The 17,002-nt window shown below is 58.7% G+C and carries 14 protein-coding genes; 9 read left to right on the top strand and 5 right to left on the bottom strand.

The window, feature by feature from the left end:
- The first annotated feature begins 60 nt into the window (after positions 1-60).
- The gene (locus IF654_RS20465; RefSeq protein WP_047279951.1) at positions 61-2,367 is read left to right on the top strand and encodes a YgiQ family radical SAM protein; all 2,307 of its coding nucleotides are present in this window, start codon (positions 61-63) and stop codon (positions 2,365-2,367) included.
- A gap of 357 nt (positions 2,368-2,724) precedes the next feature.
- Here IF654_RS20465 and IF654_RS20460 read toward each other — a convergent pair whose 3' ends face one another.
- Complete coding sequence (locus IF654_RS20460; protein WP_047273140.1) at positions 2,725-2,928, bottom strand: hypothetical protein; 204 nt, start codon at positions 2,926-2,928, stop codon at positions 2,725-2,727.
- 327 nt (positions 2,929-3,255) lie between these two features.
- Here IF654_RS20460 and azu point away from each other — a divergent pair, with 327 nt between their 5' ends.
- The gene (gene azu / locus IF654_RS20455; protein ID WP_047273141.1) at positions 3,256-3,702 is read left to right on the top strand and encodes an azurin; all 447 of its coding nucleotides are present in this window, start codon (positions 3,256-3,258) and stop codon (positions 3,700-3,702) included.
- A 63-nt stretch (positions 3,703-3,765) separates the two neighbouring features.
- On the opposite strand, the gene IF654_RS20450 is transcribed toward azu, so the two are convergent.
- The 4 genes from IF654_RS20450 to IF654_RS20435 all read right to left on the bottom strand — a co-directional run bounded on the left by IF654_RS20450 (position 3,766) and on the right by IF654_RS20435 (position 8,037).
- Entirely contained in the window at positions 3,766-4,788 is a 1,023-nt protein-coding gene (locus IF654_RS20450) for a DUF1338 domain-containing protein (protein WP_047282004.1), read from the bottom strand.
- Between the two features lie 179 nt (positions 4,789-4,967).
- Positions 4,968-5,795, bottom strand: a complete 828-nt coding sequence (gene nadE, locus IF654_RS20445; RefSeq protein ID WP_047273143.1) for an ammonia-dependent NAD(+) synthetase — start codon at positions 5,793-5,795, stop codon at positions 4,968-4,970.
- Between the two features lie 3 nt (positions 5,796-5,798).
- The gene (pncB, locus tag IF654_RS20440) at positions 5,799-7,013 is read right to left on the bottom strand and encodes a nicotinate phosphoribosyltransferase (protein ID WP_048376799.1); all 1,215 of its coding nucleotides are present in this window, start codon (positions 7,011-7,013) and stop codon (positions 5,799-5,801) included.
- Positions 7,014-7,131: 118 nt separating this feature from the next.
- Positions 7,132-8,037, bottom strand: coding sequence for a LysR family transcriptional regulator (locus IF654_RS20435; protein WP_048376798.1), 906 nt, complete (start codon positions 8,035-8,037; stop codon positions 7,132-7,134).
- Between the two features lie 164 nt (positions 8,038-8,201).
- Here IF654_RS20435 and amaB point away from each other — a divergent pair, with 164 nt between their 5' ends.
- The 7 genes from amaB to IF654_RS20400 all read left to right on the top strand — a co-directional run bounded on the left by amaB (position 8,202) and on the right by IF654_RS20400 (position 16,514).
- Positions 8,202-9,692: an L-piperidine-6-carboxylate dehydrogenase gene (amaB, locus tag IF654_RS20430; protein ID WP_047273146.1), complete on the top strand. Its 1,491-nt coding sequence runs from the start codon at positions 8,202-8,204 to the stop codon at positions 9,690-9,692.
- Between the two features lie 91 nt (positions 9,693-9,783).
- Positions 9,784-11,067, top strand: coding sequence for an L-pipecolate oxidase (gene amaA, locus IF654_RS20425; RefSeq protein ID WP_047275121.1), 1,284 nt, complete (start codon positions 9,784-9,786; stop codon positions 11,065-11,067).
- Between the two features lie 343 nt (positions 11,068-11,410).
- Complete coding sequence (locus IF654_RS20420) at positions 11,411-12,547, top strand: branched-chain amino acid ABC transporter substrate-binding protein (protein WP_047273148.1); 1,137 nt, start codon at positions 11,411-11,413, stop codon at positions 12,545-12,547.
- 166 nt (positions 12,548-12,713) lie between these two features.
- Entirely contained in the window at positions 12,714-13,628 is a 915-nt protein-coding gene (locus IF654_RS20415) for an ABC transporter permease subunit (RefSeq protein WP_047273149.1), read from the top strand.
- A gap of 2 nt (positions 13,629-13,630) precedes the next feature.
- Positions 13,631-14,914, top strand: a complete 1,284-nt coding sequence (gene livM / locus IF654_RS20410) for a high-affinity branched-chain amino acid ABC transporter permease LivM (RefSeq protein ID WP_047273150.1) — start codon at positions 13,631-13,633, stop codon at positions 14,912-14,914.
- A gap of 11 nt (positions 14,915-14,925) precedes the next feature.
- Complete coding sequence (locus IF654_RS20405) at positions 14,926-15,801, top strand: ABC transporter ATP-binding protein (RefSeq protein ID WP_047273274.1); 876 nt, start codon at positions 14,926-14,928, stop codon at positions 15,799-15,801.
- Entirely contained in the window at positions 15,798-16,514 is a 717-nt protein-coding gene (locus IF654_RS20400) for an ABC transporter ATP-binding protein (RefSeq protein WP_047273151.1), read from the top strand. Before IF654_RS20405 ends, IF654_RS20400 begins: the two co-directional genes overlap by 4 nt.
- The last annotated feature ends 488 nt before the right edge of the window (positions 16,515-17,002 follow it).

Here is a 17,002-nt window from a genome sequence, read left to right as displayed (position 1 = left end):
CGCCCGCGAATTTCTCCGTAAATGTCGCGTCCTTTTTTGCACTCAACACCGGTCATCGACATGCAAGCAGCGAAGCCAATTTTTGACTATCCCAAGTACTGGGCCGAATGTTTCGGGCCAGCGCCATTCCTGCCAATGAGCAGGGAGGAGATGGATCAGCTTGGCTGGGATTCATGCGACATCATCATCGTGACCGGTGATGCGTATGTCGATCACCCGTCGTTCGGCATGGCCATCATTGGTCGTTTGCTGGAGTCCCAGGGCTTTCGCGTGGGCATCATCGCCCAGCCGAACTGGCAGTCCAAAGACGACTTCATGAAGCTGGGTGAGCCGAACCTGTTCTTCGGCGTCGCCGCCGGCAACATGGATTCGATGATCAACCGCTACACCGCTGACAAGAAAATCCGTTCCGATGACGCCTACACCCCCGGTGGCATGGCGGGCAAACGTCCGGACCGTGCGAGCCTGGTATATAGCCAGCGCTGTAAAGAAGCCTACAAACATGTGCCGATTGTCCTGGGCGGTATCGAGGCTTCCCTGCGTCGTATCGCGCACTACGATTACTGGCAAGACCGCGTGCGCAACTCGATCCTGATCGACGCGTGTGCCGACATCCTGCTGTACGGCAACGCCGAACGCGCGATCGTCGAAGTGGCTCAACGCCTGTCGTACGGTCACAAGATCGAAGACATCACCGATGTGCGCGGCACCGCGTTCATTCGTCGTGACACGCCCAAAGACTGGTACGAAGTCGACTCCACGCGCATCGACCGTCCGGGCAAGATCGACAAGATCATCAACCCGTACGTGAACACGCAGGACACCCAGGCCTGCGCCATCGAGCAGGAAAAAGGCCCGGTTGAAGACCCGAGTGAAGCCAAGGTCGTGCAGATCCTGGCCAGCCCGCGCATGACCCGTGACAAAACGGTGATCCGTCTGCCGTCCGTCGAAAAGGTCCGTGCCGATGCGGTGTTGTATGCTCACGCCAACCGTGTGCTTCACCTCGAAACCAACCCGGGCAACGCCCGTGCGCTGGTGCAGAAGCATGGCGAAGTGGACGTCTGGTTCAACCCGCCTCCGATTCCGATGACCACTGAAGAGATGGACTACGTGTTTGGTATGCCTTACGCACGTGTTCCGCACCCTGCGTATGGCAAGGAAAAAATTCCTGCCTACGACATGATTCGCTTCTCGGTGAACATCATGCGCGGCTGCTTTGGCGGCTGTACCTTCTGCTCGATCACCGAGCACGAAGGCCGGATCATCCAGAACCGCTCCGAAGAATCGATCATTCGCGAAATCGAAGAGATCCGCGACAAAGTGCCTGGCTTCACCGGCGTCATTTCTGACCTCGGCGGCCCGACCGCGAACATGTACCGCATAGCCTGCAAAAGCCCGGAAATCGAATCCGCGTGCCGCAAGCCGTCGTGCGTGTTCCCCGGCATCTGCCCGAACCTGAACACCGACCACTCGTCGCTGATCCAGCTGTACCGCAGCGCCCGTGCCTTGCCGGGTGTGAAGAAGATCCTGATTGCCTCCGGCCTGCGTTACGACCTTGCGGTCGAGTCGCCGGAATACGTCAAAGAGCTGGTGACCCACCACGTCGGCGGTTACCTGAAGATCGCCCCGGAACACACCGAGGAAGGTCCGCTCAACCAAATGATGAAGCCGGGCATTGGCAGCTATGACAAGTTCAAGCGCATGTTCGAGAAGTACACCAAGGAGGCAGGCAAAGAGCAGTACCTGATTCCGTACTTCATCGCCGCTCACCCCGGCACCAAAGACGAAGACATGATGAACCTGGCGCTGTGGCTCAAGGGCAACGGCTTCCGGGCGGATCAGGTGCAGGCGTTCTACCCCTCGCCAATGGCCACGGCCACGGCGATGTACCACTCGGGCAAGAACCCGCTGCGCAAGGTCACGTACAAGAGTGACTCGGTGACCATCGTCAAGAGCGAAGAGCAGCGTCGTCTGCACAAGGCGTTTTTGCGTTATCACGACCCCAAAGGCTGGCCGATGCTGCGTGAAGCATTGACCCGCATGGGCCGCGCTGACCTGATCGGTTCGGGCAAGGATCAACTGATCCCGTTGCATCAGCCCGCCACTGACAGCTATCAGAGTGCCCGTCGTAAAAACTCGACACCGGCCGGTAGCCACAAAGTGGCCAAGGACTCCACCACCAAGATCCTCACCCAGCACACCGGCCTGCCGCCACGCGCCAGCGACGGTGGCAACCCGTGGGACAAGCGTGAGCAAGCCAAGGCTGCGGCATTTGCCCGTAACAAGCAGGCTGCCAAAGAGCGCCATGAAGCGGCCAAAGGCGGCAAAGGCAAAAAGCCTGCGCGCAAGCCCGTCGTCCCGCGCTAACCGTCTGGTAGCGGCTACTGCTTTCTGCCCGTAGCCGCTGCCTTGGCACGCCGTTGTGATCGAATGCACAGCGTTCGGTCAGACCGATCTCGCGTGCCAACCCAACCCTGATCGTCACTCAAAGACGCCTGAGCCGTGTTGCTCGGCGCGTCGGCGGCTGCCGGGTTTTCAGGTGGTGCGCTGGGAGGCCTGCCACACGCGCGCAGGTCGAAGGCAATACGTCTTGCAGGAATGGAGCGTGAAGGGCGTCAGACGATGTTACAAGGCGGTCAGGGTGACTGCGAGGATCAACAGCCGGGCTGCTGATCCTGATCACAGATCCTGTGGGCCGGGTTGTGGATAACCGGGCCGAGGGTGTTACGCGTTAGGGGCTTTGTCTTCTTGAGCTGCGCCAGTCTCTTGCGCTTCAACGTCAACGTCACCTTCAGTGTCGACGTCCTGCTCCAGTTCTGCGGCGCCACCTTCAGCGGCAGCCTTCTTGCGTTGCAGCTTCTCTTCTTTCTTCTGCTCTTTAGCCAGGTCTCTTTGACGCTTTGCGAAGTTGTAGTTTGGTTTGGCCATGGGCGATCCTCTTGCGCTCGAAGGTGAGGTGAGCGGTGGGTATTCTGCCCTGTATTAGTGCTTAGCCGTTAGCCGGGTTTTTGCAAGGCTGTTTTTCGCGTCTGAAACATAACCCTGGCTGCCATGAAAAGTCGGGTTTTACGCGGGATCACTTATTCTCCAAAAAACCAGAACATGACCTAAGGTTATAAGCCCGCCGTTCGTCTAGCAGGCTATTACACCGGATTAAAACGTTGCGCCATGATCCAGGTCATTGGAATCGAGACGATTTTCGGGCAACCTGTATACAAATTGTGGATTTTTAATACCCTGCCTTGGAGATACACCATGTTTGCCAAAGTTGTTGCGGTATCCCTTTTGACTCTGGCCAGCGGCCAACTGTTGGCTGCTGAATGCAAAGTGACTGTCGATTCGACTGACCAGATGTCGTACAACACCAAAGAAATCACCATCGACAAGTCCTGCAAAACCTTCACGGTAGAACTGACCCACTCTGGCAGCCTGCCGAAGAACGTGATGGGTCATAACTGGGTGCTGAGCACGAAGGCGGACATGATGGGTGTCTCGACCGATGGCATGGCCGCGGGTATCGACAAGAACTACCTCAAAGACGGTGACACCCGCGTGATCGCCCATACCAAAATTATCGGTGCTGGCGAGAAAGACTCGGTCACGTTTGACGTTTCCAAACTCAAAGCCGGTGAAGAATATGAATTCTTCTGCACCTTCCCAGGCCACAACTCGATGATGAAAGGCGCCGTGGTACTTAAATAACCCCGCGCAGCGTTTAAAACAGCCCTGACAGGTTTACGCCGTCAGGGCTGTTTTCGTTTTGCCTCAGGCGTTTGACGCCGTCATTTTGAAGATTCCCTGGGCATTGCTGCTGTCGAAGTTCAGGTCCAGGCGTTGCGTCGCCGGGTCTGTCTCGCGCTGAATGAACTCTACAAACGAGCCCGGCACCTGATGCTCGCGGTACACCCCGTGTTCATCCACCAGCCCGCGTGTCACGGTGCAGGCCCGATAGGCCGTCTGCATGACCCGTCCTGATGCCGACACTTCAATGCTGTCTTTCATTGGGCGCTGGAGGTCGCGTTGTTGCGCGACCGTGGCGTGCAGATCGCTGACGCGGTCGGTCAGGTGGTTGAAACTGTTGCCTTCGGTCGCGATCCAGGCCATTTCGGCGCTTTCCTGGAGCAGACACTGATAATCGGCCTCTTGCACGGCACCGTGCTGGCGATCAAACGCGTGGTACAGACCTTGTAACACCTGTTGCGCGTCACGCAGGCTGCAATGGCGGGTCAATTGCAGGCGGTGAAGGATGGCCTTGTGCTCAGCGTTGAGCGGGTCGCGGCTGCTGCTGACCACCCGGCTGACCGCCTGTTGAAACCCCTCGCTGAAGCGCCCCGGGTGCAATTCCGACACAAAAAACTGTGCAATGTCCTCAGGCAAGTCCATGTGTCGGTAGCCCCAGCCGGTCATGTTCAACGGGGTCAGGGGATAGGTGCGCACATCGGTAAAGCCCAACGGCTCCAGTAACCGAGAGAACGCCAGACGGCCCCGGGGCAGCTCGCCATTTACCGGCCAGTCCACCGTGCGAATGGCGCCATGATCGAACACCACTTTGCGCCCTAGCTGTGCTTGCTCTTGCACATAACGTCGGCCATCCGGCACCGCGTCCACCAGCTTGTGCAGCAGGCACAGGTTCAGCGCTTCAGCGAGCCATGCCCGATGCAGCGCCTGCGGGTGCCAACTGAAATCCAGCAGGCCCTGTGGGACTTCAACATGCTCGCGCAACCAGTGAGCGGCGGGTTGGCCGATTGCAGACTCGACCAGCGAAAACAAACCATCGAAAGCAGACATGGCGGACAAGGCTCTGGCGACAAAACGAGCGTCTATCAAAGCCCTTGGGACGGCGTGCCACAAGCGAAAAAAAATGCGGGGTTCATTCCGTTTTTTCTGGCTGGGGAATCAGCCACGTCTCACCCCCGTTCCTCTCCTTTCGAGAGAGGGGCGGGCGATTTCAACAGGTGTCCTACGGCTCACGGCGCAAACGGCATTTCACGTTTGTGATGGGTTTTTTCATACGTTTTGCAAATGATGTCGAAGGCTTGCTCGCTCACCGGCTCGCCGTGCAGGAAAGCATCAATCTCGGCATAGGTGACGCCGTGGGACGCTTCGTCGGGCTTGCCCGGTTCCAGGTCTTCGAGGTCCGCCGTCGGGACTTTTTCGACCAGCGATTCCGGGGCCCCGAAGAAGCGCGCAATGGCCCGTACCTGGTTTTTGACCAGCCCGCTGAGCGGGGCCAGGTCGCACGAGCCATCCCCGAACTTGGTGAAGAAGCCCATCACCGCTTCTGCCGCGTGGTCGGTGCCGATGACCAGCCCGCCTGTTGCGCCCGCGATGGTGTATTGCGCCACCATGCGCATCCGCGCCTTGGTATTGCCCAGTACAAAATCCACCGTGGCCGGGGGTTTGCCTTCGAACGAGGCAACTTCAGCGGCCAGCGCCTTGACGGCAGGGCCGATATTGACGGTCTGGCGCTCGTCCGGGTTGATGAAATCCACGGCGGCGGTGGCATCAATTTCGTCGTGCTGCACACCGTAGGGCAGGCGCACGGCGATAAAACGGTAGCGCTCATCGCCGGTCTGCTCGCGCAGTTGCTTGACCGCGCGTTGCGCCATCAGGCCAGCGGTCAGTGAATCGACGCCTCCGCTGATGCCCAGTACCAGGGTTTTGAGCCCGGCATTGTTCAGGCAGCACTGGATAAAGGTAATCCGGCGCGCAACTTCAGCTTCAAGGGCATCGTCGTCTTTAAACGGTGGCTGGACATTGAGGTCTTTGGCGATCTGACGCTGTACGGCCTGCATGATTCACTCCTTGGGAGAATGTTCAGGAACTTGGAAAACGTGGCGCAAATAGGCGGCGAAATTAGGATCGGAACAGTGCGTCTTGCCCGGTTCATCTGAAATTTTCGCCACGGGGGAGCCGTTGCAGCCGGTCATTTTAAGCACGATGCTCATGGGCTCAACCCCCGGGATGTCGCAGGTCAGGTTGGTCCCGATGCCGAAGCTGACGTTGATGCGGCCACGCAACGCGCGAAAGATGTCCAGCGAACGGGGCAGGGTCAGGCTGTCGGAGAACACCAGCGTCTTGCTCATTGGGTCAATGCCCAACTGGTGGTAATGCGCGATGCACTTTTCAGCCCACACCACGGGGTCGCCCGAATCGTGGCGCAAACCGTCAAACAGCTTGGCGAAGTACAGGTCGAAATCCTTCAGGAACGCATCGGTGGTGATGCAATCGGTGAGCGCAATCCCCAGCAGGCCGCGGTATTCGCGCACCCAGCAGTCCAGCGCGGCGCTTTGGCTGTCGATCAGCCGCGGGCCGAGTTGCTGATGCGCCATGATCCATTCGTGGGCCATGGTGCCCAATGGCTTCATGTCCAGCTCGCGGGACAGGTTGACGTTACTAGTGCCCACGAATTTGCCGGGGAAGTCGTGCTTGAGCACGTTGACCACTTCCTCTTGTACCCGGTACGAAAACCGACGACGTGTTCCGAAATCGGCCACCTGCAACCCTGCCAGTTCATCGGCGCTGGCATTGGCCTGCAACCAGTCAAACTTGCGGTACAACTGCTCGCGGGCCTGGGACAGCACCGTGTTGGCATACCGCGATCGGTTGCGCACCTCACTGACAATCGCCAGCAACGGCACCTCAAACAGAATCACATGCAGCCACGGGCCGCGCAGGCGAATGAAAAGCTCGCCGTTTTCGATCCCGGTATGGACATAGCGCAGGTTGAACCGAAACAGGCCCAGGAAGCGTATGAAGTCGGGCTTCATAAACGTAATCCGCTCCAGAAAACCGAGTTGGTCCTGACTCATGTTGACGTCGGCCAAACGCTCGATCTGATGCCGGATTTCGCTCAAATACGGGCGTAAATCTTCGTGATTACGGCAACGAAACTCCCATTCAACTTCCACGTTGGGATAGTTGTGCAGCACCGCCTGCATCATGGTCAATTTGTAGAAGTCGGTGTCGAGCAAGTTCTGCACGATGCGATCGGCAAACACACTCTCGCTCATAACGCGAATCTCCCTGCTGGCCGTGCCTGATTGCCACGGCTTTCAGCGCTTTCAATGAATGACGCTAGTGGCGCATATCCGCGTGCGGTTGTGCCAGTGGTTTTTGCTTCGAGAACGGCTACAACGGGTGTTCTTCTTTAATTTGCTCCATCATCCAGCTCACAAACGCCTTGACCTTGGGAACTGCGGCCGCGTGTTCCGGGTAGGCGAGGTAATACGCATCGTGACTGGGTAACGCGTATGGCCAGGCAATGACCAGTGTGCCGTCAGCCAATTCTTCTTCGACCAGAAAGCGCGGCAGCAGTGCAACCCCGCAGCCCACTTGAGCCGCCCGGATGCACATATAGAACGTGTCAAAACGCGGGCCGTGATAACTGTGATCCGTGTGCAGGCCCTGGCTTTCGAACCATTCATGCCACGCTTGCGGGCGCGAAGCGTTTTGCAACAGGACCAGATCGGTCAACTGCGTCGCGTCGACGAACGCGGTAGCGGGCAGGCTCGATGGCGCGCACACCGCCACCAGCGATTCGCCGAACAGCTTCAGGGATTCGGTGCCGGGCCGGGCGCCTTGGCCGAAGTAGAACGCCAGATCGCTGCGCCCTTGCAGCAGCTCATCGGCTTCCTGTTCATTGCATACATCCAGATGAATCTGCGGATGTCGCAGACGCCAGCCTTTAAGGCGTGGGACAAGCCAGCGAGCGCCGAAGGTCGAAGGTGTAGAGACACGCAGGACCTCTGTTTCTCCGCCGTAGGAACGCAGCGTGTGCGTCGACATTTCCACTTGGGTCAGGATTTTTCGGACTTCTACAAGGTACAAATCCCCGGCTGGCGTCAGCTGTAGACGGCGCCGCACCCGGCGAAACAGCAAGTGCTGCAGCAACTCTTCCAGTTGCGCGACCTGTTTACTGACGGCGCTTTGAGTCAGGTTCAGCTCTTCAGCCGCACGGGTGAAGCTCAGGTGGCGAGTCACCGCTTCAAAACACTGCAAGGCAGTGATCGAGGGCAGGTAGCGTTTATTGAGCATGGCAGCCTCTGCTTCTTGTTGTTCGCTGACGTTACCAGCGCTGCATGAATTTTCGGAATGATATCTCGCTTAAAGGTCGTTTGTTGGCGCGGGATGTGCCAGCTACAACTAAAGACCTGAGCCGCAACCGGCGGCGAACGTTTTCATGTTGAAGGAGTGCCTGCATGGTCGCTGCATTGCTGGATCGTTTAGGGGTTGACCCTGCGCTGTACCAACAGGGTAAACAGCCCGTTCACACACCGATTGATGGCAGCCAGATTGGCGCCGTGCACTGGGAAGGTGCGGCGCAAACCGAGCAGCACGTGACCCGTGCCGAGCACGCATTTGAAGCCTGGCGCACTGTGCCGGCGCCACGTCGCGGTGAGCTGGTGCGGCAATTCGGTGACCTGCTGCGCCAATACAAGACCGATCTTGGCGAGCTGGTGTCCTGGGAAGCCGGCAAAATCACCCAGGAAGGCTTGGGTGAAGTGCAAGAAATGATCGACATTTGCGACTTCGCGGTCGGCCTGTCGCGTCAGCTGTATGGCCTGACCATTGCTTCGGAACGCCCCGGTCACCACATGCGCGAAACCTGGCACCCGCTGGGCGTGGTCGGTGTCATCAGCGCGTTCAACTTCCCGGTCGCGGTGTGGGCGTGGAACACCACGCTGGCGCTGGTGTGCGGCAACGCAGTGATCTGGAAACCGTCCGAGAAAACCCCGCTCACCGCCCTGGCGTGTCAGGCGCTGTTTGACCGGGTGCTGAGCACTTTCAGTGACGCCCCTGAGCATTTGAGCCAAGTGATTATCGGTGGCCGCGAGGCAGGCGAAGCGTTGGTCGACGACCCGCGTGTGGCGTTGATCAGTGCCACCGGCAGCACCCGTATGGGCCGAGAAGTGGCGCCCAAAATTGCCGCGCGCTTTGCCCGCAGCATCCTCGAACTGGGTGGCAATAACGCCATGATCCTCGGCCCGAGCGCCGATCTGGACATGGCCGTGCGCGCCATCCTGTTCAGTGCCGTGGGCACGGCCGGGCAGCGTTGCACCAGCTTGCGCCGCCTGATTGCGCACGAATCGGTCAAAGAAGAAATCCTCACCCGCCTCAAGACCGCGTACGCCAACGTGCGCATCGGCCATCCGCTGGAAGGCAACCTGGTTGGCCCACTGATCGACAAACACAGTTTTGACAACATGCAGGATGCGCTCGAACAGGCCTTGAGCGAAGGCGGGCACGTCTTCGGTGGACAACGCCAACTGGCCGACCAGTACCCACATGCGTACTACGTCAGCCCGGCCATTGTTGAAATGCCCGAGCAGAGTGAGGTGATGTGCAACGAAACCTTTGCGCCGATCTTGTACGTGGTTGGCTACAGCGAGTTTGACGAAGCCCTGCGCCTGAACAACGCGGTGCCGCAAGGCTTGTCGTCGTGCATTTTCACCACCGATGTGCGCGAGGCGGAGCGCTTTATGTCGGCCACCGGCAGTGATTGCGGGATTGCCAACGTCAACATCGGGCCCAGCGGTGCCGAGATTGGCGGCGCCTTTGGTGGCGAAAAAGAAACCGGCGGCGGGCGTGAGTCGGGTTCGGATGCCTGGCGCGGCTACATGCGGCGTCAGACCAATACCGTCAACTACTCGCAAGAACTGCCGCTGGCGCAGGGTATTACGTTTGATTGAGGTAGGACGCTTGCCCTCACCCCAACCCTCTTCCTTCGGGAGAGGGCCAGGGTGAGGGCTTCTGGTTAAGTTTCAGGTGTGGAGCTTGGCAATGCCTTTACGCGAAGAATGTCTGTGGGAAAGCCTCACGCCGCAACGTCCTCAAGCGCCTGCCTTCAAGGGCGAATTGAGCGTTGACGTTTGCGTGATCGGTGCAGGTATTACGGGGTTGTCAGCCGCCATTCATTTGCTCGAACAGGGCAAAAGCGTGTGTGTGCTGGAGGCGCATCGCACCGGGCATGGTGGTTCGGGGCGCAATGTGGGGCTGGTCAACGCGGGGCTGTGGATCCCGCCCGACGAAATCGAAGCCGGATTTGGCAAAGCCGTGGGCAGTCAGCTCAATCGCATGCTCGGGGCTGCGCCAGCGCTGGTGTTCGACCTCGTCGACAAATACCGCATTGATTGCCAGTTGCGCCGCGAAGGCACCTTGCACATGGCCCACAACGCCAAGGGTGAAGCCGATCTGCGCAGCCGCGAGCAGCAATGGCGACTGCGCGGTGCTCCGGTGCAACTGCTCACCGGCGCGGCGTGCGAAGCGGCCACCGGCACCTCGAAAATCGCCGCGGCCTTGCTGGATCGCCGCGCGGGCACACTCAACCCCATGGCCTACACCTCGGGGCTGGCCAAGGCCGCGGGTGATCTGGGCGGGCGGCTGTTCGATCATTCCCCGGTCACCGGGCTGGAGCGCCAGGGGCAACGCTGGTCCGTGCAAACCGAGCGCGGCGCCGTGAATGCCGAACAGGTGGTTCTGGCCTCGAATGCCTACACCGAGGGTGAATGGACTGACCTGCGACGTAACTTTTTCCCAGGGTATTACTACCAGGTTGCCTCCAAGCCTCTGACAGACGAAACCGCGCAACGCATCCTGCCCGGTGGGCAAGGCTCGTGGGATACACGCCAGGTACTCAGCAGTATTCGGCGGGATGCCGATGGCCGTTTATTGCTGGGCAGCCTCGGCAATGGCAATCAGAAACCCGGCTGGTTCCTCAAAGCGTGGGCCGACCGTGTGCAGCAGCACTACTTCCCGTATTTGAAAGGCGTGGAGTGGGAATGCACCTGGACGGGATGTATTGCGTTCACCCCTGATCACTTGATGCGTTTATTTGAACCGGCGCCCGGTCTTGTGGCAGTCACCGGTTACAACGGACGCGGGGTCACCACGGGCAGCGTGGTGGGCAAGGCGTTTGCCGACTATTTGTGTCACGGCGACGCCACGGCGCTGCCCATTCCGTTTTCGTCCATGCAGCCCCTCTATGGCACCGGTTTGCGCAGTTGTTTATACGAGGCAGGTTTTTCCCTGTATCACGCCGGGCAATGTTTACGGATCGTGATTTAGTCCGCCGTTTATGTGTGTAACGGCTAGCCTCTAATGGTGCGCCCTGTAGCAGCGATGCACCGCGAGTGTGCAGTTCGGTGACGTCGCGGGTTACAGGTCGATTGGGCGCTGCAGGGCAACCCGGTTGCAAGGTTGAAGACTCAAGGTGGCGCCTGCTGAAAACAAACAGTTACACCTTCCTCGGTTTAGACGGTTGCACGGCCAATAAAAATGGGCTCGAAACAGTCGACAGAACAATAAGACAGCGGCTTTTTCAAGAATAAAAAACCAATGGCACGCGCCTTGCTCAGCGCTTTAAGTGAAGTCGAAGTGCCAACTAAAAAAACCTCAGGAGCACCACCTCATGTCGCAGACGTTCTACAAGAAAGGTTTTCTGGCCCTCGCCGTTTCGGCTGCGATGGGCATGTCTTCGTTTGTTCTGGCGGATGTAAAAATCGGGGTTGCCGGTCCAATGACCGGCGCCAACGCGGCATTTGGTGAGCAGTACATGAAGGGGGCACAAGCGGCAGCGGATGCAATCAACGCATCGGGTGGCGTCAACGGCGAAAAAATCGTGCTGGTCAAAGGCGACGATGCCTGCGAGCCCAAGCAAGCGGTTGCGGTGGCCAACCGTCTGGTCGATCAGGACAAGGTAGCGGCAGTGGTGGGGCATTTCTGTTCTTCGTCCACGATTCCGGCGTCCGAGGTGTATGACGAGGCGGGTGTCATCGCGATCACGCCGGGTTCCACCAACCCGCAGGTGACCGAACGCGGCCTGAGCGCCATGTTCCGCATGTGCGGTCGGGATGACCAGCAAGGCATCGTGGCGGCCGACTACATCGTCGATGTGCTCAAGGGTAAAAAAGTGGTGGTCCTGCATGACAAGGACACCTACGGCCAAGGCCTCGCCGACGCGACCAAGGCCCAGCTTGAAAAACGCGGTGTGACACCCGTGTTGTATGAAGGCCTGACCCGGGGTGAAAAAGACTTCAGCGCCGTGGTGACCAAGATCCGTGCCGCGGGCGCGGACGTCGTGTACTTCGGCGGTCTGCACCCGGAAGCGGGCCCGCTTGTGCGTCAGATGCGTGAGAACGGTCTTAAAGACGTGAAGTTCATGTCTGACGATGGCGTGGTCACCGATGAATTGGTCACCACCGCCGGTGGTCCGCAATACGTTGATGGCGTGTTCATGACCTTCGGCGCCGACCCGCGCCTGTTGCCTGACAGCAAGGCCGTGGTAGAGCAATTCCGCAAAGGCGGCACCGAGCCTGAAGGCTACACCCTGTACGCCTATGCCTCGATCCAGGCCCTGGCAGATGCATTCAACGGCGCCAAATCCAACAAAGGCGAAGACGCGGCCAAATGGCTCAAGGCCAACCCGGTAAAAACCGTCATGGGTGAAAAGGCCTGGGACAGCAAGGGCGACCTCAAAGTCTCTGACTACGTGATGTACCAGTGGGACAAAGACGGCAAATATCACCAGCTGGAAAAACAGAAGTGAGTTGAATCCCTCGCCCGACCGTTGCCTGAGTGGCGGTCGGGCGGGTGAGGCTTTGCATCACCTGTCTTCTTTTCCAGGAGCCACGTAAATCCAGTCATTCAAACTGTCTTCGGACGGTGTGGGGGGCGTGTGTCTGCGGATTGGCTCCAGTGCGTGAGATTGCGTTATGGACGGTATTTTCCTACAGCAACTGCTGAACGGCCTGACCCTCGGGTCTGTCTACGGCCTGATCGCCATCGGCTACACAATGGTCTACGGCATCATCGGCATGATCAACTTCGCCCACGGCGAGGTGTACATGATCTCTGCTTACCTCGCGGCGATCAGTCTGGCTCTGTTGGCATACTTCGGTATTGAATCCTTCCCGCTGCTGATGCTGGGCACCCTGATTTTCACCGTGGTGGTTACCGGGGTGTATGGCTGGGTGATTGAGCGAGTGGCCTACAAACCCCTGCGAAATTCCACACGACTGGCACCGCTGATCAGTGCGATCGGCATTTCCCTTATCCTGCAAAACTACGTCCAAATCGCACAAGGTTCGCGCCAGCAAGGCGTGCCCACGCTGCTCAGCGGGGCGTGGCGGGTCGATATCGGGACCGGTTTCGTCCAGCTCACCTACACCAAGGTCTTCATTCTGGTCGCCGCCTTCGTGGGCATGGGCCTGCTGACCTACATCATCAAGTACACCAAGCTGGGTCGCATGTGCCGCGCCACGCAACAGGACCGCAAGATGGCGTCGATCCTGGGCATCAATACGGATCGGGTGATTTCCTACGTGTTCGTGATCGGTGCAGCCATGGCGGCACTGGCCGGTGTGCTGATCACCATGAACTACGGCACGTTCGACTTTTATGCCGGGTTCATCATCGGTATCAAGGCGTTCACGGCCGCCGTGCTCGGCGGGATTGGATCGCTGCCCGGCGCCATGCTCGGCGGCATCATCCTCGGCATCTCCGAGTCGCTGTTCGCCGGTCTGGTCAACTCTGACTACAAAGACGTGTTCAGTTTCTCGCTGCTGGTGCTGATCCTGATTTTCCGTCCTCAAGGCCTGCTGGGTCGTCCACTTGTGGCGAAGGTGTAAGTATGTCTGCAGCCATTAATAAACCGATTGATGTGAAAAAAAGTGTCGTGGATTCGATCCTGGCCGGGTTGATCTCACTGATTGTGTTCGGCCCGATTGTGGGGGTGGTGCTCGACGGCTATAGCTTCAATTTGCAACCCGCCCGGGTCGGCTGGCTGGTGGCGATCGTGATGGTCGGGCGCTTTGTCCTGAGCCTGTTTTTGCAAACACCCCGTGGTCTCAAAGTGCTCCAGGGTTTTGAATCCACGGGCTCGGGCGTGCACGTGTTGCCGCCGGACTACAAGACGCGGCTGCGCTGGATCGTGCCACTGCTGATCGTCATTGCGATTGTGTTTCCCTTCTTTGCCAACAAGTACCTGCTGACCGTGGTGATTCTGGGCCTGATCTATGTGTTGCTCGGCCTTGGGCTGAACATCGTCGTGGGGCTGGCGGGGTTGCTCGATCTTGGCTATGTGGCGTTCTACGCCATCGGCGCATACGGTCTGGCCCTTGGCTATCAGTATCTGGGGCTGGGGTTCTGGTCGGTGCTGCCATTGGCGGCGATTGCGGCAGCCATGGCCGGGTGCATTCTCGGATTCCCGGTGTTGCGAATGCACGGCGATTACCTGGCCATCGTGACGCTGGGGTTTGGCGAAATCATTCGTCTGGTGCTCAACAACTGGTTGTCTTTCACGGGCGGGCCTAACGGCATGCCGGTGCCATCGCCGACCTTTCTGGGCCTTGAATTCGGGCGCCGTGCCAAAGACGGCGGAGTGCCGTTTCACGAGTTTTTCGGGCTGGCCTACAACCCCAACATCAAGTTCCTGTTCATTTACATCGTGCTGTTTCTGGTCGTGCTGCTGGTGCTGTACATCAAGCATCGCCTGACCCGCATGCCCATCGGCCGCGCCTGGGAAGCCCTGCGCGAAGATGAAATTGCCTGTCGCGCCATGGGGCTCAATCACGTCCTGGTCAAACTGTCGGCGTTCACCTTGGGGGCGTCCACGGCAGGCCTGGCGGGTGTGTTCTTTGCCAGTTATCAGGGCTTTGTAAACCCGTCGTCGTTCACCTTCTTTGAATCGGCGCTGATCCTCGCGATTGTGGTACTCGGGGGCATGGGGTCGACTGTCGGCGTGGTGATTGCCGCGTTTGTACTGACGGTCGCGCCGGAGCTGTTGCGCAGCTTTGCCGAATACCGCGTGCTGCTGTTCGGCGTGCTGATGGTCTTGATGATGATCTGGCGGCCACGGGGCCTGATCCGCATCAGCCGTGTCGGGGTCACACCACGCAAGGGAGTCGCGCCATGAGCGAGCGTTCCATGGATAAAGACGTCGTGCTCTCGGTGGACAAGCTGATGATGCACTTTGGCGGGATCAAGGCCCTGAGCGATGTCAGCCTCAAGGTCAAACGCAATTCGATCTTCGCCCTGATCGGCCCTAACGGGGCCGGGAAAACCACCGTGTTCAACTGCCTGACCGGCTTTTATAAAGCCACCGGCGGCAGGATCGAACTCAACGCGCGGGGCACCCGCACCAATGTGATCAAACTGCTCGGCGAGCCGTTTCGGGTGACGGATTTTGTCTCGCCCAAAGCGTTCGGCAGCCGGCTGTATTACAAAATGTTCGGCGGCACTCACCTGGTCAACCGCGCCGGTCTGGCACGAACCTTCCAGAACATTCGCCTGTTCAAGGAAATGTCCGTGCTGGAGAACCTGCTGGTGGCCCAGCACATGTGGGTCAATCGCAGCCTGCTGGCGGGGATTCTCAATACCAAGGGCTACCGCAAGGCTGAAAGCGACGCGCTGGACCACGCTTTCTACTGGCTGGAGGTGGTGGATCTGGTGGACTGCGCCAACCGTCTGGCGGGCGAGTTGTCTTACGGCCAGCAACGGCGACTGGAGATTGCGCGGGCCATGTGTACGCGGCCGCAAATTATCTGTCTTGACGAACCGGCGGCGGGCCTCAACCCGCAGGAAACCGAAGCCCTGAGCGGCATGATTCGATTGTTGCGAGACGAGCACGACCTGACCGTGGTGCTGATCGAGCACGACATGGGCATGGTCATGAGCATTTCCGACCACATCGTGGTCCTCGACCACGGCAACGTGATCGCTGAGGGCGGGCCTGACGCCATTCGCAACGACCCGAAAGTCATCGCCGCGTATCTGGGTGCAGACGAAGAGGAGCTGATATGACGAGCACGATCCTCGAACTCAAGGAACTGGACGTTCATTACGGGCCGATTCAGGCGTTGAAAAAGGTCTCGATGCACATCGAAGAGGGCGAAACCGTCAGCTTGATTGGCTCTAACGGTGCCGGAAAATCCACCTTGTTGATGTCGATTTTTGGGCAGCCCCGCGCCAGTGGCGGTCAGATTCTTTATCAGGGTGTGGATATCACGCAAAAGTCTTCGCACTACATCGCTTCCAACGGGATTGCCCAATCGCCGGAGGGGCGTCGTGTGTTTCCGGACATGACGGTGGAGGAAAACCTGCTGATGGGCACCATCCCCATCGGTGACCAGCACGCCAAAGAAGACATGCAGCGCATGTTTGACCTGTTTCCGCGGCTCAAGGAGCGCCGTAATCAGCGGGCCATGACCATGTCCGGTGGTGAACAGCAGATGCTCGCCATTGCCCGTGCGTTGATGAGCCGCCCGAAGTTGCTGCTGCTGGACGAACCGAGCCTTGGGCTGGCGCCCATTGTGGTGAAACAGATCTTTGCCACCCTGCGGGAGCTGGCGCAAACCGGCATGACCATCTTTTTGGTCGAGCAAAACGCCAACCATGCGCTACGGTTGTCGGACCGCGCTTACGTGATGGTGAACGGAGAAATCCGCCTGACCGGCACGGGCAAAGAGTTGTTGAGCAACGAAGACGTGCGTAACGCCTATCTGGGCGGCCATTAAACCCCGCCGTCAGCATCACCCTGCTCGCCCCCTTGGGGCGAGCCGTTCTTACCCCGCCTGAAATTGTGGAAAACAAAATTGCAACCCTGCCAAAGCGCGACATAAAGACGCTGTAATTTGTTGTTTTGTCATCGTTTTGACTTGTCCCCGTTTGCTGTGGAGGTGGCTGTGGGTAACGTGGGAGTAGTTGGCTGTAGCCCTTTATTTATAAGGGCTGTAGCGGTGTGGTTGTTTTTTGATCGCTGTCTTTTCCGCGACCTCTCGGGTGATTTGTCAACAGCTTTGTTGATAAAAATACGGCCTTGAAAAAACCGCTGCGCCCTGTGGATAAGTCTGTGGTTAAACTCTGGAAAGAATGCCCTGAGCGGCGTAATTACTGGCCTCTGGCTATCCCTGCACTTTCAACTGCACGCACCTTTTTAGGGCGTGTGCATGGAGTGCGTATTCAGGTCAAGCAAAAAACCTTGGATAAACGCCTGCAACCCTTG

The sequence above is a fragment of the Pseudomonas lundensis genome (assembly GCF_015377145.2).
Taxonomy (GTDB): Bacteria; Pseudomonadota; Gammaproteobacteria; order Pseudomonadales; family Pseudomonadaceae; genus Aquipseudomonas; species Aquipseudomonas lundensis.
Note: the sequence above shows the minus strand (reverse complement) of the source record. Positions and strands in the feature narration are given on the sequence as shown.